The following is a 23321-nucleotide window of genomic DNA, read 5'->3' as shown; positions in this document are numbered from 1 at the left end:
GTTTTAAGTTCATCTACAACTCTCAACGGAACGACACTATGAAAATTGTTATTGCACCAGACTCCTTCAAAGAGTCTTTATCTGCCTTATCGGTGGCAGCGTGTATCGAAAAGGGCTTTCGTGAAATTTCCCCAGACGCTGAATACGTAACATTGCCTTTGGCCGATGGCGGTGAAGGGACTGTGGATGTATTGCTCCAAGGGCTTGTTGGTGAAAAGCGACATAGCCAAGTCGAAGGGCCGTTAGGGCAACCAGTCAATGCAGAATGGGCAATGCTAGAACCGTCGGATCAGAATCCTAAGAAAACGGCTTTAATTGAGATCGCCGCTGCCTCTGGTTTGGATTTACTTAAATCAGAACAGCGTAACCCGTTAATAGCTTCTTCATTTGGTACAGGGCAATTGATCTTAGAAGCCATTGAACAAGGTGCTGAGAGCATTATTTTAGGATTGGGTGGCAGTGCGACCAACGATGGTGGTGCAGGTATTGTTCAAGCGTTAGGTGGAGGCTTGTTAGTTAGTAAAGGGCAAGATGGCAAAGGGCAAGATAGTACTGGACAAGAGCTTGGCCGAGGTGGTGCTGCACTTGCAGAATTAGCATCAATAGATCTTACAGGTTTGGATTCGCGCTACGCAGATGTCGAGTTGATTGTGGCATGCGATGTTGATAATCCTTTGTGTGGTGAAAACGGTGCTAGCCATATATTTGGTCCGCAAAAAGGAGCGACACCTGAACAAGTCTTAATGCTTGATAAGGCGCTTGCGAATTTTGCTCAAGTCGCAGAAACGCAAGGTTGTGTAGACGGCGGTGAATCCGTTCAAAAGCGTATGGGTTATGGTGCGGCTGGTGGCTCGCCGATGGGACTTGGTTTGCTATTCAACATGCAAATTAAACCCGGTATCGAGATGGTACTGGACGTTTTGCAAGCCGATGATGTGTTGAAAGGTGCCGACCTTGTGATTACCGGTGAAGGGCAGATGGACAATCAAACTCTGCAAGGAAAAACACCTTATGGCATTGCCAAACGTGCGAGCTTACAGGGCATTCCAACCATAGGAATTGCCGGATCTTTAGGCACCGAAGTAGAAGCGCTTTACGGCGAAATGAGCAGCTTGTTTGGGACTGTAAGATCGCCACAAACTTTAGAAAAAGTATTACAAGAGGCGGAGCTTAACTTAACAAGAACGGCAAGAAATATCGCAGCGACTTTACGGTTAGGTCACAAAATATCTCAAAAATAGTGGGCTTCTACGAGGTAGGCTGCGCCTAGTTTTGGTTTGCTGCGTGTTGTAAGTTTATGATTATTATATTGTAAATATTCTTATCAATATTAAATGATTATGATTTAGATCATTAACTTGATAGGTTTTATCCATGATAACGATAATTACAAACGATTATATTTTACTTTGAGTCAGGCTTATTCTATATCCTTAATTGCTGCGTGGTTTTGTGTGATGAATAACCACCATACAGAAGTGAAGGTGCAGCAAAGATGCTGTACCTAAATGGTAATAAGGAATTGATGATGAGTAAAAAACTAACTACAGCTGCGGGTTGTCCTGTTGCTCATAACCAGAATGTTCAAACTGCGGGTAAACGTGGTCCTCAACTTCTTCAAGATGTTTGGTTTTTAGAAAAGATGGCGCACTTTGACCGCGAAGTCATTCCAGAGCGTCGTATGCACGCGAAAGGTTCAGGCGCTTACGGTACGTTTACTGTTACGCATGACATCACCAAATACACCAAGGCAAAACTGTTTTCTGAAATAGGTAAAAAAACAGACCTGTTTGCACGTTTTACGACAGTTGCGGGTGAGCGTGGTGCCGCTGATGCTGAGCGTGATATCCGCGGCTTTGCATTGAAGTTTTATACTGAAGAAGGCAACTGGGATATGGTGGGTAACAACACGCCAGTATTCTTCCTTCGTGATCCTCTTAAGTTCCCAGACTTAAACCACGCGGTTAAGCGTGACCCTCGCACCAATATGCGCAGCGCGAAGAACAACTGGGATTTCTGGACTTCTTTGCCGGAAGCTCTACACCAAATCACTATCGTGATGAGTGACCGTGGTATCCCTGCGACTTACCGTCACATGCATGGTTTTGGTAGCCACACGTTCAGTTTTATTAACGCAGACAACGAGCGTTTCTGGGTGAAATTCCACTTCAAATCTCAGCAAGGTATTAAAAACCTGTCTGATGCAGAAGCCGGACAATTAATCGGTAATGATCGCGAAAGCCACCAACGCGACTTGTTAGACAGTATCGACAACCAAGACTTCCCTAAATGGACGTTGAAAGTGCAAGTGATGCCAGAAGCGGATGCAGCGAAAGTGTCTTATAACCCGTTCGATCTGACTAAGATCTGGCCTCATGCGGATTACCCATTAATTGAAGTGGGTGAGTTTGAATTGAACCGTAACCCACAAAACTTCTTCGCTGAAGTTGAGCAGTCGGCATTCAATCCTGCCAACGTGGTTCCGGGTATCAGCTTCTCACCAGACAAGATGCTGCAAGGTCGTTTGTTTGCTTATGGTGATGCGCAGCGTTACCGTTTGGGTGTTAATCATCAGCATATCCCAGTGAACGCACCTCGTTGCCCAGTACACAGCTACCACCGTGATGGTGCGATGCGTGTTGATGGTAACTTTGGTAGCACATTAGGTTATGAGCCAAACAACGAAGGTCAATGGGCAGAGCAACCAGATTTCGCAGAACCAGCATTGAACCTCGATGGTGCTGCGGCACACTGGGATCACCGCGAAGATGAAGATTACTTCTCACAACCGGGTGACTTGTTCCGTTTAATGACACCAGAGAAGCAAGCGATTCTGTTTGATAACACTGCTCGTAACCTAGGCGGCGTACCAAAAGAGATTCAACTGCGTCACCTAAGACACTGTTACAAAGCCGACCCTGCATACGGTGAAGGCATTGGTAAACTGCTTGAAATCGACGTGAGCGAATTTAAGTCGTAATCAATAAACTCGTTTAAATAGTTGAAAGGCCGTTGAGTGAATCACTCAGCGGGCTTTTTTGATCATGCGAGTATTAGTTGGCCTCTATTCGCGATCCATGTGAGTAGTGCGAATTCCCTGAAGTTCAGCACCATTTCTACTGATAGTTTTTACCTATCGAATTGATAAACATATCCCATTATCTTTATAAGATGGACGGGATTATCCTACGGCTATCAGTTTATAAAGTAATAGAGTTTGAGATGAGTAAAAGCGCATTAATTGTTGAAGGTGGGGCAATGAGAGGCATCTTCGCAGCCGGAGTGTTGGACGCCTTTATGCAAGACGATTTCCGTCCTTATGATTTTGCTATTGGCGTTTCTGCGGGCGTGTCGAACCTTGTTGGTTACTTATCTCAAGCGCCTAAACGCAGCTATCATGTGATTACCACGATGGCGACTGACAAGACGTTTTTTAACCCTGCTCGCTTTGCCAAAGGGGGTAACTTGGTGGACGTTAAGTGGTTGTGGGATGAATCAAATCAACGTTATCCCCTAGATTGTGGTGAACTGTTTTCAAGTATCCCACTCATTGCTGCTGTAACAAATGTCGATACGGGCAGTGCAGACTACTATCATATCAAGCCAGAAAACCTTTCTAACGTGGTGGAAGCGACCACCGCTTTACCTATTGCTTACCGCGAAACGCCGTGCTTCTCTGGTGGTTGTTATACCGATGGTGGTGTAGCCGATTCAATTCCGGTTCGTGAAGCCTATCGTCGCGGCGCACGAGACATTACGGTGATTCTTTCTCATCCTTTGAGTTACCGAATGAAGCCTCAAAAGCACCAATGGATGTTGAAAAAACTATTAAAGAAATTCCCTCACATTGCAGAATCAATGGCAGTGCGCGCTGAAAACTACAACCAATCTTTGGAGTTCATTCGTAATCCACCAAAAGATGCGACCATCAAGGTGATTGCGCCACCTGAAGCGTTCGCGGTTAAGCGATTAACCATGGATCAAACTGTTCTGGCCGCAGGCTATTATATGGGCGTGAAGGCAGGTGCAGAACATCTGGCTATTAGAAAAGGTACCTATGGATTAGACATCGAGGATTGCCATTTCTGCATCTAGCTCTGCTTTCGATATTGGCATAACCCAAAAAGCCACGCTGTTCATCAAGAACTTGCGTGGCTTTATATTTTAGAAAGCAGTCTGCGATTAAAGTAATCCCAAACTGTAATTAATCTAGCTTGTTATTCGACGAGTTCATTGCCGCTGGTGTTGCCTGTAAAGAAGGCATCGACGCTGGTTAGCGTTGTATTAGCAATGTTGAACAGAGCATCTTTAGTTAAGAAGGCTTGGTGACCTGTGAACAACACGTTGTGACAAGCGGATAGGCGACGGAATACATCGTCCACAATCACATCGTTAGATTTGTCTTGGAAGAACAGTTCTTTCTCGTTGTCGTAAACATCAAGGCCAAGCGCGCCAATCTTGCTTTGCTTCAGCGCTTCAATGGCTGCAGTTGAATCAAGCAGTTCACCACGGCTGGTGTTGACGATCATTACGCCATCTTTCATTTTGCCAAATGCCGTTGCATCCAACAGGTGATAGTTCTCTTTGCTCATTGGGCAGTGCAGAGAAATCACGTCTGACTCTTGGTAAAGCTCGTCGAGTTCTACGTATGTAGCGCCCAGTTCTTTTGCCAATGGGTTCGGGTACGGGTCGTAGCACAAGATGTTCATGCCTAAACCTTTCAGAATACGCATGGTCGCTAAGCCAATTTTTCCTGAACCAATTACACCGACAGTTTTACCGTGGAAGTTAAAGCCCACCAAGCCCTCAAGAGAGAAGTTTGCGTCACGAGTACGTTGGTACGCTTTGTGTAGTTTACGGTTCAAGCACATCATCATACCGACTGTGTGCTCAGCTACTGATTCTGGAGAATAAGCAGGGACACGGACGACTTGCAGACCAAACTCTTTGGCTGCGTCTAGGTCGACTTTATCAAAACCTGCACAACGCATCGCAATCAGTTTAGTGCCGCCTTTTGCTAGAATCTCTAACACATCTCGCGATAGGTCATCGTTTACAAACGCACAAACGACTTCGTTGTCGTGCGCCATTTTTGCTGTTGTTGTAGTGAGTCGAAAATCGTGAAAATGAAACTCAGCGTTGAGTTCGCCTTTTGCAAGTTCGAATGATTTTTCGTCGTATGACTTTGAGCTAAAAAAAGCAATGTTGAGCATAGCTTCCTCTCTTACCTAAAATGTGAAGACCCAAAATTTTATTATCTAAAACCGGGTTCAAACTAATAACTCTGTTCAGTGTGCTAGAGTTTTTTTGTCTTGTCTATCACCATTAGCCATTGTAATTATTATGGTTAATTGGGCTTGTTCTTCGTTTTTTAAACATTGAAAATCGCATTACGAAGTAGCTAGCTCATAAGTTCATTCATATTGAATCGATCTTACTTTCGAGTATTAAACATTTTCTTGGCCTCTTTTTCTGACCAGAAGTTAATATTGAATTGAGCATCGTCACTAAGTTCAATACGGTGCCAATATTGCGGAGGGCTTGTCGCAAATTGCCCGGCATTGATGACAACGGTGACTTCTGGTTCTGTCGCATCTGCGTCTGCAAAACCGTGGTAGGTAACTGTACCTTCCATAACACATAATTGACCGAATACACCCTCAGCGGTGTTGTGGTGACTGATTAACGCGGCAGGCACGTTGTCTTTAGTGAAGAATGGTGTTGAACGTTGAATCTTCCAATGTGAAGGAATGCGTAAATGACTCATATAAAACCTCTCAGACTTTCATATTTTATGTAATGGACGTATCAAGTGCACTATTGCCCCTCAATACTTGTTAACTTTATTACCAGTAGTTTTCGCTACTAAATTGACCTGGCTTCTTGCGTAAGTGTTTTTGTAATCCCAACGATGTTAGTGCTTCGCTCGTGTCTCGAACCATTTGGGGATTACCGCAAAGATAGAAGAAACTATGTCTTTGGTTGATAGTGATAGACGAGGCTCGCTCGAGGTCGCCTCCAAGTAACAAGCTTGGGATTCGTCCGCGCAATGTTCCGGTGATTGATTCTCTAGAAATAATTGGCACATACTTTAGTTTCCCTTGGAATTGATGGACAAGCTGAGTGATACGATCTCGATAAGTCAGGTCTTGTTCTGTTCTTACTGCGTGAACCAGCACAAGATTGTTGAACTGAGTTGCTTTTTCTGACCCCGCATCTGTGTCTTTCTGCTGTTGTATTTGCATACTTTCGAGCATAGATATAAACGGACCAACCGCGGTTCCTGTCGATAGCATCCATAGATCGTCTGCGATCTCAGGGATCTCATCTAATGTCATAAATCCACTAGGGTCTTTGCCGACAAATATGTCATCGCCGACCTTCAACTCATGAAGTTGAGGAGAGAGCTGGCCGTTTTGATCCTTAACAATCAAAAACTCTAAATGCTGATGACCTTTTGTGTGTTCTGGCGCATTCACCATTGAATAAACGCGTCGAACAAACTCATCTTCACTGTTGAGTAAACCCAACTTTGTGAATTGACCCGCTTGGTAGGGTGAGACTGGTGCACTGACTTGAAGCGAGAACAATTGATCGGTCCACTCTGTCTTGTGTGTTACTTTTCCTGTTACCAAACCATGAGGAATATCTGTCATATCATCACCTTTATGTAGAGAAGTTATCTCATTAAGGATACTCAACTATCTTACTTTTTGGAGTGCATGTACCATGCCAATAATGAGAATGCTTATCAATACTGAATTATTGAGAGGAATTACTTTTAATAGAGTCAAAAATACACACTTATAGTTGAGTCTTAATGACTATTTGTAGTCTTTTGGGTTCTTATTTAAAAGTTGGGTCTTGGTGGCTTTGCTATGGCTAATTTTGAATTGAGCTTGATCAATCTCAATGAGTGGTTTGACCCTTGAACGATGCAACTAATAACTGAAGAGAATAATTTACAGATGAGTATAATGGCGGCTTTCGATCTCAATATAGCCGTGTTTTATGCTTGATAATCTTCGTATGGTCTTGAATGTGTTGTTCGTGACCATTAATACTGCAATGACTGCGTTTACCGTAAGCTTCTTTGGCCTCATCAAACTGATTCTTCCAATCTCTGTTGTGCAGAAGTCATGTACTCGTCTCGCTAACTTCACATTTTGGTGTTGGGCTTCGCTCAATCTTTGGATGCTGAATGTTAATAATGATATCGAATGGCAAGTCGAAGGAGGGGAGGACATCTCGACCAAGCAGTGGTACTTGATGATGTCTAATCACCTGAGCTGGGCGGATATTGTGATTTTATCGTCAGTCTTGAAAGACAAGATGCCAATGACCAAGTTTTTCCTAAAGCATGAATTGCTGTACGTTCCTTTTGTCGGCCTGGCATGTTGGGGCTTGGATATGCCTTTCATGAGACGTCACTCACGTGAGTTTTTGATTCGTAACCCTGAGCGTCGCAATGATGACTTTGATGCAATCAACAAAGCGTGTACTAAATTCAAACTAGCACCGACAACACTGGTGAATTTTGTCGAAGGAACGCGTGCAAACCTCGACAAACTGGCGACAGCGAAAACACCATATCGACACCTACTGAAGCCGAAAACTGGCGGTGTGGCGTTTGCCTTATCGGCAATGGGCCCAATCTTGGATGGTATCGTGGATGTCACTTTGGCTTACCCTGAAAACAAAAGCTCTCCGTTTGAAGACATGCTGAAAGGTAAAATGAAGAAGGTGGTCGTGCGTATTAAATTGCATCCGATGGACGAAAACGTCAACGGTAACTACTTTGAAGACAAAGCGTTTAAGCGTCGTTTCCACAGTTGGTTGAATAACACCTGGAAAGAGAAAGACGACTATCTTGATACGGTATATGGGGTTGATACGCTCTATGAGGTTGAAACGATTGATAAGCCTGATGCGGTTCATAAAACACAAGAGCGGTAACATCAAACCAAATCGATAGCATCAAAAAAGCCGTTAGTTCAATGAACTAGCGGCTTTTTTATTGAATATTCTTTGTGATTCTAAATCGTGAAGTTAGTGCTCACTATAATCTGGTCGCTTTACAGGCAAAGTTAGATGAAGCATCAGTGAGTGCTAAATTGCTTGGTAAGCATCAATGATGTGCTTTACTTCGCTAGCCTTACCTTGCTTCTCTTGTCCTTGATGAATGCGCAAGTAGTGCTGCAATGTTTTAGCTTTGTATTGCAGTGATACTTGTTTCTGTTGTTCACAGCTCGGAGTCCAGATCTTATCGCCAACATTTGAAACCTCAGTCAGCAACGAGCTTGTTTCGTTTTCATGTCGATTGTTTCTAACCAATAGAATCTCGTAGTAACGACGGTTCTCTTCAATCAACACTTCATTGATAAGGCCAAATTTGAGTGATTTTAAATGGCTTCTCAGTTCGAACTGTTGATGTACTGGGCACAGTAAGAAATCGATCGCTTTGTCTGGATGTTGACGATGAATATCATCGACTAACTTTTGAGTTAGGTCGCCTCCTACACCCGCAATAATAACGAGATGTCGGCCCGCGTGCTTATCCAGTGGGATGGCTGCGACATCTAAGCAATAGACTTTCCACTGACTCTGCTCATGTTGCTCAACGTTGTTATCTTGAGGAAAGTAACGCCTTAGCTTGCCTTCAAGTTCGTTCATCAACGAAGGGACAATATCGACAAAGTGAATCTGAGGTGCTTTGTGATCCGACAACAGTTGAATACCCAAGAAGCCATGATCACAGCAACAATCCCAAATGTGTTGGTAATCATTGCTGACAAGAGAATGGAGTGTTTGCAGTCGGTTACTTAGCTTCATAAAGTTGGTGTCGTTATAAATGGGATGTTTTTGTGGTGAAGGCGCATTGTAATGACTTTCTATAAAAACAAAAGCACCTAGAAATTAACCCCTAGGTGCTTGAGAATTCGTTGCTTAAGAAAAGGCGTGACTCAAAGGCTATTTAAGATGCTTTCGCGACTGCTCTTATATGACCTTCCACTCTATTCCTTCCGAGCTGTTGGGCGATAAGTTTGGCCTGTTCCGCCAGAGCTAACGCTGAATCTCTTTCGCCTTCTAATTGTGAGAACCCGACACTGACACTTAACGATAGCGTGATGTTTGGCGTAGTAATCGTCTTCTCTGCAATCCTCACTCGACATTGATCCAACTGGAATTTGGCATCCTTAGCATCATTCGCTTTGAATAAGATTGCGAACTCTTTCCCACCAATTCGAGCAAGGCACAGACCTTTCGGTTTAGGGAAGTAGGAACGTATGGTTTCTGCGGTGAGTTTTATCATCTTATCGCCAATCGCTTCACCGTAGGCGCGGTTTACGTGGTCAAAGTTATCGATATCAAGCAAAGCAACATAGGTCTCTGGCTCACTTGCGTAGTTTTCCAGAGCGATATTGAAACAACTTTTGTTATCTAGCTGCGTCATCAGGTCTTTGCTGCTCAATTGGCGATGAAGCAGCAAGTTAGATAAAGAGACTTCGGTGTAATCTCTGATCATGCGCAGAATGCTCTGGCTGATCGGCAAACTTGCATTCACATAGAGAACCGCAATTAACTGTTTGCGAGAGTGCAATGGTATGCAGTAATGACGTTGATGGATTTTTAGTTTGCATGCCAACGGATCGGCGTATTTCCCGTTTCGATAAACCATGGTGTCCGGTGGAAAGCGCTCCGCAAGGGCTTTATCGCAATGTACCGTTGATTTGTTCCCGTGATAATCAATGGTACTAAACGAATGGCTTTCTGGTTGATAGAGGCAAAACTGAATGCCTTTATGATACGTAAAGCTATCCAATATTGATTTTAATTCTCGCTTAAAGCTGGCGAGGTCATCGACTTTATTGAGTCGTGATAACAACACGTTTAAGCGGTAAGCCAGATAGTTTGCCCCAATCCACAATAGAAGCAATGAGCCCAGCACCACGCCCGTTAACGTGAATTGATGTGAACTGGTTAATATATCGTGGCGATCAGTCCCAGCGATGAAAACCCAGTTTAAACTGTTGTCAGCGTCGAAAACCGATATCTTAAAGTTATCTTGATAATAGTATTCGTGCAGGCCGCCAGTTTCACCTTCGGAGAGTTGCTTGCTGATGCCTGCATGATAACTAATGGATTTGGAGCCAATACGTTTCGGGTCAGGGTGGAAGACCAACCTTTCAGTTGCTCGATCGACAACAAAAACGTAACCATTGTTGAGTGTTTTAAGATCTCTTAGGCCTTGCGTGGTATGCAATAGGTCAAACTCAATCCATATTTCTTCATTCAATCTTTCTGCTGTGTGTTTAACCGCAAACACCCAACGCCCATCAGGTTTTTGATAAACGGAAGATATGTAGAAATCCTCAACGACGTTGTCTATTGAGTGCCACTGTATTGAGGCGATTTGTTCGTTCGAAAGGGGAAGGCCTCGGGTGGAAATATAGTTATGAGATTGAGGCTGATATCGGATGATATCAGAGAATTTTGGTGTTCTTTTTAGGATGTTATCGCTGAGTTCACGAAATTTTTTGTCATCAAAACTGGAATTCTTAGATGAGCCCAAGCTGGTCTCTAGGAAGTAAAGCTTGCCGAACACGGCTTCGATGTTTGAACGAATTGTTGAGCTAGCAATTCGAATATTTGACGATGATTGGTGGGTTGCTGTTGTTTCTACTTTCTCTAATTGGGCTACTGCTAGATAGAGCATTCCTCCGGTTAATAAGAGTATGTATGGTTTGAAAAGCCGAATAAGTATTTTAGGTAAAGCCATGATATCCAAGACGTTATAGATTCATTTTTATAGTATGGCAATACTAAACAGTTTCATCCATCACATCAATGCAAATGAATCCATATAAAAGAATGATTTCTGTGATATTCAGCTAACAAAAAAGCCAGCTATAAACATAACTGGCTCTTATTGATTTTGGTGTTTTATTAGGCTGACTTAGCCTTTTCTGGCGCATAATGCAAAATTGCCATTGAAGTCGGTGATAACAACATCTCCCCTTCAGCATGACCTGGTTTTACATTTCGCAGGTTGGTATCACAGATAGTTACCCAGTTTTGGTCACGATCAGTCGGTAATGAGAAGCGAGCGGGTGCGTTGGTTTGGTTTATCAGATAAATCAATTCATCACCATCTTTACCAATACCTAAGTGCAGCGCAACAGAGCTTAAACGGTTCCAATCATCATGTTCCATGAGTGTGCCATCGACACGGCTCCAGAAGATGCGATTAGAGTTGCGCTTTTCTCCACTGAACGCCTTAATAAAAGGCACCATGTATTGCTGACGTGCGGAGATCATTTCAGACAACCAAGTCTTGAAATAAGTCTTACGTTCTGAATCTTCCCAGTTAATCCAGCTGGTTACACCGTCTTGACAGTAGGCGTTGTTGTTACCCTTTTGAGTATGAGACAAAACATCGGCTGTCAGAATATGTGGGATACCAAATGCAAACAGCAGGCTTGCCATAAAGTTACGCTTCTGCTTTTCACGAGTAGCAACGACTAACAGGTTTTCGGTTTCTCCCTCAACACCGTAGTTATCTGAGCGGTTATCACCGTGCCCATCTCGGTTGTTTTCGCCATTCTCTTCATTGTGCTTATTCTTGTAAGACACAAGATCTTGCATGGTGAAGCCATCATGGTAAGTAATGTAGTTCACGGTAAGTTTGTATGGCCAGTGAGCTGCACTGTAGATATCGCGAGAGCCCATCAAACGAGTCGCAAACTCTTTTAGATAGCCTTGATCACCGCGCCAGAAGCTACGTGTGATATCGCGTAGTTTGTCGTTACATTCATTCCAACCCAGTGGGAAGTTGCCCACCTGGTAACCGTTAGGGCCTATATCCCACGGTTCTGCAATTAACTTGGTCTCTTTGAGCACTGGATCTTGAGCAACGGCTTTGAAGAATGAAGCCTCAGGGTTGTAATTGTCACCTTCGCGCCCCAATGTTGCAGCCAAATCAAAACGAAAGCCGTCGACTTGGAATTCACTTACCCAGTAACGGAGCGTATCCATGACTAAGTTCAAGGCTGATTGGTGTGTTAAGTCGACAGTGTTGCCACAACCTGTGAAGTTGGCGTAATGACAACCATGTTTAATATAGTAACGGCTATCGAGTGCTTTTAGGTTGAAGGTTGTACCGCCTTCACCGCCTTCTGCTGTGTGGTTATAAACGACGTCTAGAATGACCTCTATGCCATTGCGGTGCAGTTCACGAATCGCAGTTTTGAGCTCGGTAACGGCATCTTTTTCTGCATAGCGTGGATCAGGCACCATGAACAAGTATGGGTTGTACCCCCAGTAGTTCACTTTACCCATGTCTAGTAGGTGTGGTTCATGCATACACGCAGCAATGGGCAAAAGTTGAAGAGAGTTGATGTTTTGCTGTTTGTAGAAAGTAAGCATTTCAGGGCTAACTAATCCCAAATAACGACCTTTAGTGTTGGTCGCTATTTCTGGATGAAGTTGAGATAGGCCTTTTACATGGGTTTCAAAAAGAACAGTATCTTCACGGCCAATGCGTGGCTTTTCTACATCTTGCCAATCGAAGGTGTCATCCACAACAACACATTTCGCCATCGCAAAGCTTTTTTCATTGGTATAAGGCGTGACGTAATCAAGCGGTTCGCTGATTGCTTTGGCATATGGATCTGAAAGTAGAATAGAGCCATCATCCGTTTCCGTGATGAAACCGTATTTTTGCCCCGCTTTAATACCTTCTATGAACACATATCTGATATCTGCGTATTCATCTTCTAACGTATAGGTGGTGAATTCATCGTTCTCATCAAAAAGAGCGAGAGATAAGGATTTACAGTCAGGAGAATAAATAGAGAAGTTACAGCCAGTGTTACCTAGCGTTGCGCCTAGCGGATAAGGGCGAGCGAGCGTTCTAGTCATTGCTTGATTTCTTGTTCGTTTATCGACATCAGTGAACTATTAGTAAAAAGCTTTGTCACAATAAGGTCAAGCAACTTCACAGAATAATTATTGTTAAAAAAATAATTTACCGATGAAGTTCAAATTATATATTTGAACTAGATCGCACTTATGGTGAATAATTAGATCTGAGTGCTGTCTACTCCTCCTAGATTAAGTGATCTACCTCTTTAAAACACCGTTCTGTTTATTTTCTACTCCCCTCTCGTCCCCCTTAATTAAGTTTAGGGTGGAGGAAGTCAAACTTGTCATCCCCTCTTAATATTGACCCCGTTGAAACGAATCAGGGGAAACCCTAAACCTCTCTATCTTACGACTACCATTACTGCCTTTGGTTGCCGCAAGAGAGCAAAAATATAAAAACCTAAAATAAATCGTCCTTAATGGAGTTAAGAATGAAAAAAGTAAGTTTGATTGCTGCTGCAGTGGCGACAACGCTAGCTGCTGGCTCTGCGTTCGCTGTTGACTTTAATGGCTACATGCGTGCTGGTACTGGTATCAGTGGTAACGGTAATGGTGATGTATCAGTTAACAAAAACGGTATTGGCCGTTTAGGTAACGAGAACGACAACTACTCTGAGTTTGGTTTGGCTGAAGAACTGAAAACTGGTGAGCAAACTTGGCGCGTTGAGTCGATGATTGCTTCTGGTGCTCCAGGCGCAAATGGTTGGGAAGATTCTGACTTTAACGTTGCTCAGTTTGCTGTTAAAGCGAAAGGCGTTTTATCTTTTGACCAAGAAGCGACTCTTTGGGCTGGTAAAACATACTACCAACGTAAAGACATCCACATCACTGACTTCTACTACCTAAATACATCAGGTACTGGTGGTGGTGTTGAAAACATCTCTATTGGTGACCAAAAGCTTTCTGTTGCATTGATTCAAGATGGTGACACTGATGATTCAACAGGTTACATCTTTGATGCTCGTCTAGCGAACATTGGCCTTTGGCAAGATGCGTCTCTAGAATTTGCACTAGCGTATAACTTCGCAACTGATTCAAATGACGCAAGCGAATCTGCTGACGATGGTCTACTAGCTTCTGCAATTTTACACCAAGGAACGAGCAACGGCTTCCACCAAACTGTACTTCAGTACGGTACTAATGGTTACGGCGTACAAGCTGCAAACTTCTGGGGTTCAGGTTCGTACTACGCTCGTGGTACTGAAGCATTCAACGAAGCATCTGGTTTCCGTCTAATTAACTGGGGTGTAATGAACCTTGGCGAATCTTGGGAAATGGGTCACCAACTAGCTTACCTAGCGGGTAGCGATATCGGTGGTGCTGACAAAGATGGTAACTACACAAACAAAACTTTTGATATCGACCAGTACTCAGCTGTAGTTCGTCCAATGTACAAATGGAACGACACTATGCGTACAATCTTTGAAGCTGGTTACAACGCTGGTGAGAAGATTTCTGACGGTGGTTTAGCTACAGAAGACTTCGGTAACGCTAAATTCACAGTAGCTCAAGCTTGGGCTATGGGTGACAGCTTCTGGGCTCGTCCTGAAATCCGTGTTTACGGTTCTTACATCCTAGATACTGAAAACAAAGATGCATTTAATGGTGACGATACTGAATACGTGTTCGGTATCCAAGCTGAAGCTTGGTGGTAAGCCACTAGCTAAAAATTCCAAACTGTCCTAATTCATAGCCGGCTTGCGTCGGCTATTTTTTTAAGGAATGTACGATTAGTAAAAAGGTTTCCTAGGTTAATTATTTTCTTTATGGTAATTAACTAAGTAAATTTCTTAAAAAAATAAAAATAAGGAAGAACTATGTATTTTCGCGCTCTGATGTTAAGTGGTTGTGTTGCTCTTGCTGGCTGTCAATCAGCTGAAGTGATGGAGCAAGTACAGGTTGCTCAAGCAGAACAAGTCAACTCTGTCTCTGGACTTCAATTTGCAAAAATGAAGCTACCTAGTTCTGCTATTTTTGACATTACGACTGATAGCCAAGTATTTAATTATCAAGATATCAACAGTCGCGTTGCAGCTATTGAGTTACCTGCGGACCGTGGTGAGTATTCAATAAAAATCACAAGCATGATCGGTGATACTGCTTTTGTTCCTCGAGCTGTAATCTATGACAAAAACGGCAAAGAACTCGAGTCTTACGGAAAAGAAGACTTTGAATACCAGAAACCTAGATTGCATTTGGGAAATAGACTGGTAACTGAGCATGATTTCTATCCGCCAACAACGGCAGAATCTGTTTATTTGATCGTATATACCGATCAGGCTGATCTTGGTGGTTTTACTGACGTCATCCATCCAGCACGTTTGGATGCAGAAGGGCGTGGTAATTACATGCCTGAAGCGAAAGATATTCCTGTACCAAACGGTAATGTCGGCAAAATAGAAGTGACTATCGATAGAGCGAGCTTCTTCTCGTTTGGTTCATCAAGCAGTGAGTCTAACGCTAAACCAGCCGCTGCTGCTAAGATCGATACGATTCAACCAGAGACGCAAACCTACTACCATAATGCAATTCAAACAGCAGTAAGTGAAGACAATATTCCTAAAGCTCTTAGCTTATTAGATGAAGCAAAAGCATTAGGTATTGAAGGCGCGCAAGAAGTTTTTGTAAAAGCCGTCAATAAAAAGTAATCAAACGGTTTGTAAAAACTGAATGATATGAAAAGAAGGGCTCCCAGTTGGGGGCCTTTTTTATTGCTTGTGATAAATGGAAGTGAAGTGTTTATATTCACTCAATACCTAATTATGAAATAACCACTGACTTACGCATAATTATAAATATCCAATGTAAGTGGAAGATATCGGCTATTTATAGCTTTGATTTAATAAAAACACTCTCACCTCTTTTACTCTTCTCGAAAAACTTAATACTGCATGCGAATTCTATGGACTAGTAGCCACTCCATTTACTGACCTTAAATTAGATTTATGGCATTTCCCCTCGATTAAACTAACAGTTCACACGAAGTCGTTATCCTTTCTACTAAGAACTAAGAACTAAGAACTAAGAACTAATACAGTTTGTACATCGTTTTAGTGAAGAGCATTAATCGATGGGAGGCAAAGGTAATGGTGTGGTGCATTTGGGTTGGAGTTTATTGAGCACAAAAAAAGGGAGACTGACGTCTCCCAAAGGCTAGCTTTCGCTGGTTTTATTATCTGTTTATTAGAATCATAAGGTTTAAGGTTTAAGGTTTAAGGTTTAAGGCTTAATTCTTGGTTACTGAAACTACGGCTTTCTCCACATTGTCATCCAACTCATGAATCGCATTCAGAGTGAATGTATAGCTGCCAGCTTCAGTTACGCTCAATTGGCAGTTACCATCAGTACCAAGATTGATAGAGCCATCGGCAAGTTCAACTGAATTACAACCAAGGTCAAGCTGTTCCCAAGTCGCGCCGCTAAACTTGAAGCCATACTCTTTTACTTCCAAAGTCTTTGTAACAGAGTAAACACCGTTGCTAATAAAGCTCATTGCCCAATCATCAACAGGTGTCCAGCCATTCATTTCGCCTCGAACATACACAGTCGTTTGGCCGTATGGTGGGATGCTAGATACATCCTTGTCTGAGTTATCAACTGGCAAACCTGCACCTTGCGCACCGTCTTGAGCTTGTACAAATACAGCGGTGGTTAATGCCGGTACTGTGAAGGTTTCAGCGGCGAAGGTTGCGCCTTTTACAATGTCATCTTCAGAATTTTGTTGAACGGTGTGGAGTGCAAAGCCGGTTGCTCCTGTGATTTTGAACGATTGAGATTTATTGGTTGAGTTTACAACAGCAACAATCGCATCGTTGGCAGGATCTAGGTTAGCACCGGCTGAAACACCATCATCGATAGACATCACGATCAGTCCTTCGACTTGATCTTCGCCAACATTACGGAAGTCGACACGCTTCATGACTTCTTCTGCAGTGTCTAAGCGGAACAGTTCACTTGAGCTACGGATTTTTAATAACTCGAGGAATTGCTGTTTAGTCAGCTCAATATCGTCTGCGTCTGGTTTAGCCGTACTGTCAGCAATGATAGTTTTGATCAGATCCCAGTTGGCACCATCTTTGTCTTCACGTGGTAGGCCAACATTCCAGTTGTTGCCCGTACCATCGAACATTACGCGGTTGTACCAGTCGCCAGAGTCGTAAGAGTCGCGCTGCATAGACTTAGAACGCAATAGTTCAGAACCCATATGGATGAATGGTATACCTTGGCCTAACATCACGGTAGATAGCGATACAGACTGCATACGAGCGCGCTCTGCAGAGCTAGTCCCAGTGGCGATCTTATAAGCGTTGTTATCCCAAAGCGTTTGGTTATCGTGTTTGGAAACGTAAGAGATGTTCTCTGAAGGCATCTTGGTGTAGCCAGCGGGCGCACCGTTGTAGTCAACGTTTTTACCCAGTTTGGTATCACCGTTGTAATCCAACAATACGTATTCTGCTAGGTTACCTGCCATGCCTAAGCGGACAAGATCTTGGTTGTGCAAACGGCCGTTTACTGAGTCTTGATCATCTTTGGTTTCTTCATTGGCAATCGCGGCGTTACCAAAGCCTTGATTGAATCGAAGTGAGTGGTTGCCTTCTGAATCGACGCCGCCATCAAATGGGCTACCGCCGCGTACTGCATCACGTAAACGGTCTGAGAAGGTACCGATTTCTGTGCCTGCCATATTGATTTGGTTAGCTTGGTCGAAGCGTGCGTTGTTTGCTACTTCGCCAAAGTCCCAACCCTCACCGTAGAACAGTGTGTTTTCGTCGATTTTACGTACTTCCGCAAGAGCTTCTACCATTACGTCTTTCGGCTGGTGGCCCATTAAGTCAAAACGGAAACCATCCACTTTATAGTCGTCAGCCCATACCTTAAGTGAATCGACCATTAATTTACCCATCATTAGGTTTTCAGTCGCAGTGTTGTCACAACAGGTCGAGTTTTCGACGCTACCCGTGTTCACGTTGAGGCGGTGATAATACCCAGGGACAATCTTATCTAGAACCGACTTATCGTTCACACCAGACGCATTGGTATGGTTGTATACCACGTCCATGATCAGCTTAAGATCCATGTCGTGTGTCGCTTTCACCATTTGACGGAACTCTAGAATACGCTTCGATCCATTAGGGTCTGTCGCGTAACTTCCCTCTGGAACCGTATAGTGGAATGGGTCGTAGCCCCAGTTGAAGCTATCAAGCATACGTAAGTCATTCATTAATGCTTGGGCGTCACCCGTTGAAGGGTCATAACCGTCTAATACAGCTTCAATGGTTTTGTTTTCATCTTCGTTTCCACACAAAGCGGCGGCTGGTTTTACATCACACAGTTTGCCAACGGTGTCGGTAATATCGACACGGCTCGCTTCATCTTCATCAACGGTCGCGATGTCAAATGCAGGTAAGATATGCAGCGTAGTTAAGCCCGCATCTTTTAAAGCTTGCAGGTGTTTTACCGACTCACGATCTGTTTCTGTGAGAGCTAGGTACTTGCCGTTTAGGCTCTTTGTGCCTAGCTTATCGCTGAAGCTAAAGTCACGAAGGTGTGATTCGTAGAGTACGTGGTCTTCGTCTTTCTTTATCGTTGGTCGTTTATATCCAACCCATCCTTCAGGCATTAATGCTGAATCATCAAGATCGATGACTTGAGAGTATACAGAGTTTTTCGACAAGCTCAGAGAATAAGGGTCTGTCACAAGACGGGTTTCGATATTGCCTGTGGTTGGGTGGTAAACCTTCACTTGGTAACGATAGTAACTGTTGACTGCATTAGACACAGCGCCAGTTGCCCAAATACCGGTTTCAGTGCTTTCCGTCATTGGAATGACTTGCGAGCTTTGAAGATCTTCGCTGTATAGGACGAGTTCAACATCTTGCGCTGTTGGTGCCCAAAGCTTAAAGGTAGCCGCACTGCCTTCAACAATCGCACCTAGTTCTTCACTCATCGCATTACCAGCATCTTCACTAGCAAATACCGCATCAAGCACACCAGGTTTTTGAACCTCAGTTGAAGAGATAACATCGCCATTGGCATTGTAGGCAACAAGAATTATCTGAGATTTTAAAATAGTGCGAAGTGTGCTGCCGTCAACATCGATTGATAAAGCTGGTAGGCTTGATAGATGACGGAAACGTTCTTTCAATTCAGAAGATAGCTCCCCGTCTTTACTTAGTTCAATTGCAGTTCCGCCGACAATTTCTTTGTCTTCGTTCATGGTGATGCTGTTATCTAATGCATAGAAGAGTTTTACAGAATCGGCATTACTAGCCGCTTCCCAGCCGATGGTGGTTGCATCTAACCAATGTGCTTTTTGGCCATCAATATTGACTGGTCTTTCTGAGATTGGGTCGTAGTACAACTCGCTGCTGCCATGGAAACCGAATACACCTTGTGAGTCGCCAAGCTTAGTCAGTTCGACTTTCGAATTCGCACTACCGAATGCTTTTTCATCGTCATTGTGCAGGATGAAGTTCATACACTTGTAAGGGTCAGAGGCATCAGGGTCGACTTTTAAAACGTAATAAGCGCCATAGGTATCACTGATACCATTAAATTCGTAAGGTGCATCCCAGCTGGTACCACTTTCGCTAAGACCCATCGCGATTAAGTCGGTGCTGGTACAGCCTTCGCCGTTCCAAAGGTGTAGCCCCCAGCCATCGTAAGTCGAACCAGAAGTGCTTGCAGCCGCAACATCGCGTTTGTAGTAAACAACGACTTCGTTTTCGCCTGCTTTATATAAACCACTGTCACTACCGTTTGAATCTGAGTCGCTGTTATTGTCACTACCGCAGCCTACAATTAATGTTGCTGTGATCAGAGGTAAAATAGCTTTGGCTAAAGTAGAACGTTTGAAGTTTCTCTTATTTGCAATATTAAGGGTACTTTGTCGAGTTGTTTTATTATTGAGATTTATTACGTTCACGTTTTGATATCCATATTTCATTTTTTATGAAGATGAATATCCTAGCCTTAACGTAGGTCAACTATTTGTGATGATTATATGTAAAGTTATTTTTAATACGTAAATATAAGAAACCTAGTGCCAATGTCACGTTTTGTATTCCATTAATGTTAAATTAGTTGGACCAATAACTCATTTAATTATTATCAAAAACATAAGGCGTAGAGAGTAGGAGTAGATAATAAGGATGAGAACTCATCCTTATTTATGTGAGGAAGATATCAAATTGAGTCGATGTTATTTTTATTGGTAAATTAAGTATCCTGTCCACTGTGTTTATTATCAATTAATATCTAGTATTGAATGATATATCGTTAGTTTAAAAATAGTACCCACGTCAAAGAGCTTAGTGGTTTTAATTCAATGAGAAAATGACCCACACCACCCACTATATCTAATGTTTGCCGTTGAACGCCTTCAATATGTTCATCTAGCAAGTAATTGCCATCCGCTATTTTGAGCTTTTGGACAACATCGCCTGGAATCTTTAAGTGAATACTCTCAGTGGCGTCCTGGCTGAAATTTGCGGCAACAATGGTGAGCTCTTGGTTGTCATAGCGCAGGAATGCGTAGACCGAATCACTCAGATTATTGCTTTGATGTAAGTCTCGATATTCACCAGTCATTGAAGAGTGCTTAAGCGAAAAGTTCATGACCTTCTGATAGAAGCATCGCAACTGTTTTTCGTTGTTGTTTAATAATCCGCCATCGAACGCACCATGGTTCATCCATTTTTGGTGCTGTGGGACTCCGATGTAATCGAATATAGAGGTACGTGAGGGTTGTCCAAAGCCTGCATTTTCCGCCCCCGGTTCGCCAACTTCTTGTCCAAAATAGATCATGGTCGGTGAACTGCTTAATAATGCGCTGACGAGCATTGCAGGCTTTACGATATGTGGATTGCCAACAAACTCTGGGGAAGCGATGCGTTGCTCATCATGGTTATCCAAGAAATGCAGCATGTGATGTTCAATATCCATCATCTGATGTTGGATATCGGGGATGATTGCCGTTGAAGCCTTGCCTTGCATTATGTCTTTTAGACCGTCATAAAGGTCAACTTTATCGTACAGGTAGTCCATTTTTCCTAGGTGAATATAGTCGCGGTACAAGTCCGGCTGATAAACCTCTGCCATTAAAAAGGCATCTTGGTTTTCCATCTTTATCGATGAGTTGAGGTAACTCCAGAATTCGACGGGTACCATCTCTGCCATGTCGTAGCGAAATCCATCAACGCCTTTTTCTAACCAAAACAAGGCTATGTCTCGGAATTTAACCCAAGAGCTAGGCACATCAACAGATTCCCAAAAGCGGAAATGATCCATGTAATTTCTTTGAGCATAGTCACTTGGCAGTTCAGGGAAATCTTTTGAGCCGTCAGGGCGCACGCCGTAATTGATTTTCACCGTTTCATACCAATCATCGAAATTGGGCTTGGCTAAGCGAGAGCCGTTACCCGTCCATTTGGCGGGCGTTTCGATAAACGGAGAGCGTAGGTTAGGGTGCTGTTCACTACCAAGCGGGGTAAAGGCAGGAGCTATATCTGGCAGTTCAAAGGCGCTGTTGGGAATGTAATAGAAGTTGTTATCTCGGTGATATTCGAGTGTTGTGTCATCGTGAGCGCCAAAGTCACTGACTCCCTCTGGGTTATTTAAGCCTTGATAATGACGTGCAACGTGATTCGGTACGATATCGATGATCACTTTTAAGCCATTGTCGTGGCTTCTTTTTATCAAGGCCTCAAATTCTTCTACACGGCGCTCAGGGTTCTCAGCGAGGTCTGGGTTCACTGAGTAATAGTCTTTGACTGCATAAGGAGAGCCTGCGCGTCCCTTTACTACGCTCGGGTGATCGTCTGAGATACCGATGTGTTTGTAATCATTGATGACGGCGTGATGTGGCACTCCGGTATACCAAATATGCGTAATGCCGAGTTTGCGGATTTCCGATAGCGCTTTGTCGGTAAAGTCATTGAACTTGCCGACGCTATTTTGCTCGATTTTGCCCCATGGCACATGCTGGGTGTTTTTATTGCCAAATAAACGCGTAAAAACTTGGTAGATGGCGTACTTTTGGTTGTACATATTTATAATTCCTTTAACTTCCATCATGTTATGTAGGGATGAAAGGGCGTTTCTCTTAATTGGGAGGCTGACCTAATTGCTGTTTTATTTATACCAATCGTGGTAAATAACGGCTCATCCTTATCAAAATCTACAGGGCGTAATTGCTACAGTATGTGAGCTGTTACCCAAAAGGAGTTGATGTTGTCTTCATCTATTCAAATCGCTATCACTTATCTGGTTCTCGTGGCGGTATCCGCGTTGTTTGTAGAAAGTTCGAAAGCGCTGTTGGTGTGGTATTTGGTTATCGGATTGGTGACGTTTTTCGTGTACGCAAAGGACAAGAGGGCGGCGATCAATGGCAATTGGCGTGTGCCTGAGAAAACTCTCCATATTTTGTCTGTTGCTGGTGGTTGGTTAGGGGCTTTGATTGCTCAAGATAAGCTGCGCCATAAAACGCAGAAGCAGCCGTTCAGATCTATCTATTGGCTGACAGTGGCAATTAATGTAGCGGTGTTTGTGTGGACGTTAACACCAAGCGGGCAGGCGTTATTTGGTCGTTGGTTAAGTGAGATTATTGGATATCTTTAACCAGAATGATGGCTAGCACTTGTGTACTAACCATCACAAGATAAGAAACTTATTCGATTAGAGCATTGGAATCGTTGATGCTAACAGTAAGCCCGCCATGCCGTAATTAAAGCTTTTGATGCGTACTGGCGTTGTTAGCCAGTGCTGTAGCTGTTTGCCTGCTGCCGTCCAGAAGGTCACGGATGGTAAGTTGGCTAGCGTGAATATCGCCGCGATGATCGCAAGCTCCCACCATGAACTGCCGCTGCTGTACACTGAAATCGCAGTCAGTGCCATTGACCAACCTTTGGGGTTTACCCACTGAAAACTTGCCGCGCCAATGAAGGTCATTGGTTTATAAGCCGCGGTGCTTTTGGCTTTGCCGCTCAATGCTATCTTAATTGCTAGGTACACAAGGTAAGTCAGGCTTAGATATTTCAATATCTGGTGAGAGACAGGGTAAGCGTTGAAAATCCCCATTAAGCCGAAGCCAACCAACAACAACATGGCGGCAAACCCTAGAGCTATCCCAAGCATGTGTGGAATAGTACGGGCAAAGCCAACATTGGCACCTGATGTCATGAGCATGATGTTATTTGGACCCGGCGTGAAGGTCGAGACAAACGCAAACAAGGCAAGTGCGCTAAGTTGTTCTAAAGGCATAATGGTTCTCCTACAATAAAATGAACGAAGTGACTGACCGGTCATGACTTTCACGTGTTGAGAAACATAGTAGGTGGAAAGTGAGGCAATTATGTGCTTTTATTTCACTTATTATCACTAAATGCACAATAATAAGT

16 protein-coding genes are annotated in these 23321 nt (G+C 43.4%); 7 read left to right on the top strand and 9 right to left on the bottom strand.

What is annotated here, in order from left to right; translation table 11 throughout:
* The first annotated feature begins 38 nt into the window (after positions 1-38).
* The 3 genes from OCV36_RS23365 to OCV36_RS23355 all read left to right on the top strand — a co-directional run bounded on the left by OCV36_RS23365 (position 39) and on the right by OCV36_RS23355 (position 4095).
* Positions 39-1241, top strand: coding sequence for a glycerate kinase (locus OCV36_RS23365; RefSeq protein ID WP_135454340.1), 1203 nt, complete (start codon positions 39-41; stop codon positions 1239-1241).
* 287 nt (positions 1242-1528) lie between these two features.
* Positions 1529-2980, top strand: coding sequence for a catalase (locus OCV36_RS23360; protein WP_102339972.1), 1452 nt, complete (start codon positions 1529-1531; stop codon positions 2978-2980).
* Positions 2981-3222: 242 nt separating this feature from the next.
* Complete coding sequence (locus tag OCV36_RS23355; RefSeq protein ID WP_135454341.1) at positions 3223-4095, top strand: patatin-like phospholipase family protein; 873 nt, start codon at positions 3223-3225, stop codon at positions 4093-4095.
* Between the two features lie 122 nt (positions 4096-4217).
* Here OCV36_RS23355 and OCV36_RS23350 read toward each other — a convergent pair whose 3' ends face one another.
* The 3 genes from OCV36_RS23350 to OCV36_RS23340 form a co-directional block, all read right to left on the bottom strand.
* Positions 4218-5213: a 2-hydroxyacid dehydrogenase gene (locus OCV36_RS23350; protein WP_135454343.1), complete on the bottom strand. Its 996-nt coding sequence runs from the start codon at positions 5211-5213 to the stop codon at positions 4218-4220.
* A 221-nt stretch (positions 5214-5434) separates the two neighbouring features.
* Positions 5435-5767: a DUF1971 domain-containing protein gene (locus tag OCV36_RS23345; protein WP_135454345.1), complete on the bottom strand. Its 333-nt coding sequence runs from the start codon at positions 5765-5767 to the stop codon at positions 5435-5437.
* Positions 5768-5846: 79 nt separating this feature from the next.
* Complete coding sequence (locus tag OCV36_RS23340) at positions 5847-6656, bottom strand: ferredoxin--NADP reductase (RefSeq protein WP_135454347.1); 810 nt, start codon at positions 6654-6656, stop codon at positions 5847-5849.
* Between the two features lie 355 nt (positions 6657-7011).
* Here OCV36_RS23340 and OCV36_RS23335 point away from each other — a divergent pair, with 355 nt between their 5' ends.
* The gene (locus OCV36_RS23335; protein WP_135454349.1) at positions 7012-7956 is read left to right on the top strand and encodes an acyltransferase; all 945 of its coding nucleotides are present in this window, start codon (positions 7012-7014) and stop codon (positions 7954-7956) included.
* A gap of 153 nt (positions 7957-8109) precedes the next feature.
* Here OCV36_RS23335 and OCV36_RS23330 read toward each other — a convergent pair whose 3' ends face one another.
* The 3 genes from OCV36_RS23330 to glgX form a co-directional block, all read right to left on the bottom strand.
* Positions 8110-8832: a tRNA (adenine(22)-N(1))-methyltransferase gene (locus OCV36_RS23330; RefSeq protein ID WP_135454351.1), complete on the bottom strand. Its 723-nt coding sequence runs from the start codon at positions 8830-8832 to the stop codon at positions 8110-8112.
* Positions 8833-8974: 142 nt separating this feature from the next.
* A complete protein-coding gene (locus OCV36_RS23325) occupies positions 8975-10717 on the bottom strand; it encodes a sensor domain-containing diguanylate cyclase (RefSeq protein ID WP_135454353.1) in 1743 nt (580 codons plus the stop codon).
* A gap of 230 nt (positions 10718-10947) precedes the next feature.
* Positions 10948-12921, bottom strand: coding sequence for a glycogen debranching protein GlgX (gene glgX / locus OCV36_RS23320; RefSeq protein WP_135454355.1), 1974 nt, complete (start codon positions 12919-12921; stop codon positions 10948-10950).
* Positions 12922-13355: 434 nt separating this feature from the next.
* Between glgX and lamB the strand changes: the two genes are divergently transcribed.
* Both lamB and OCV36_RS23310 read left to right on the top strand, forming a co-directional pair.
* On the top strand, positions 13356-14579 hold the full coding sequence (gene lamB / locus OCV36_RS23315) for a maltoporin LamB (protein WP_017072575.1): 1224 nt from the start codon (positions 13356-13358) through the stop codon (positions 14577-14579).
* 162 nt (positions 14580-14741) lie between these two features.
* On the top strand, positions 14742-15572 hold the full coding sequence (locus tag OCV36_RS23310) for a MalM family protein (RefSeq protein ID WP_135454358.1): 831 nt from the start codon (positions 14742-14744) through the stop codon (positions 15570-15572).
* Between the two features lie 578 nt (positions 15573-16150).
* Here OCV36_RS23310 and pulA read toward each other — a convergent pair.
* Both pulA and OCV36_RS23300 read right to left on the bottom strand, forming a co-directional pair.
* Positions 16151-19798: a pullulanase-type alpha-1,6-glucosidase gene (gene pulA / locus OCV36_RS23305; protein WP_245300895.1), complete on the bottom strand. Its 3648-nt coding sequence runs from the start codon at positions 19796-19798 to the stop codon at positions 16151-16153.
* 404 nt (positions 19799-20202) lie between these two features.
* Positions 20203-21972 carry an alpha-amylase family protein gene (locus OCV36_RS23300; protein WP_135454362.1) on the bottom strand — a complete coding sequence of 590 codons (1770 nt, stop codon included), beginning with the start codon at positions 21970-21972 and terminating at the stop codon, positions 20203-20205.
* A gap of 180 nt (positions 21973-22152) precedes the next feature.
* On the opposite strand from OCV36_RS23300, the gene OCV36_RS23295 reads away from it, so the two are divergent.
* Positions 22153-22542 (top strand): DUF1294 domain-containing protein, encoded by a 390-nt coding sequence (locus tag OCV36_RS23295; RefSeq protein WP_017073643.1) that lies wholly within the window; start codon positions 22153-22155, stop codon positions 22540-22542.
* Between the two features lie 57 nt (positions 22543-22599).
* Here the strand turns inward: OCV36_RS23295 and OCV36_RS23290 are convergent, their stop codons facing one another.
* A complete protein-coding gene (locus tag OCV36_RS23290; protein ID WP_135454363.1) occupies positions 22600-23184 on the bottom strand; it encodes a LysE family translocator in 585 nt (194 codons plus the stop codon).
* Positions 23185-23321 lie beyond the last annotated feature (137 nt).

This window comes from Vibrio echinoideorum (assembly GCF_024347455.1).
GTDB classification, from domain to species: domain Bacteria; phylum Pseudomonadota; class Gammaproteobacteria; order Enterobacterales; family Vibrionaceae; genus Vibrio; species Vibrio echinoideorum.
The sequence above is the reverse complement of the archived record's forward strand: the minus strand, read 5'-3'. Positions and strand labels throughout refer to the sequence as shown.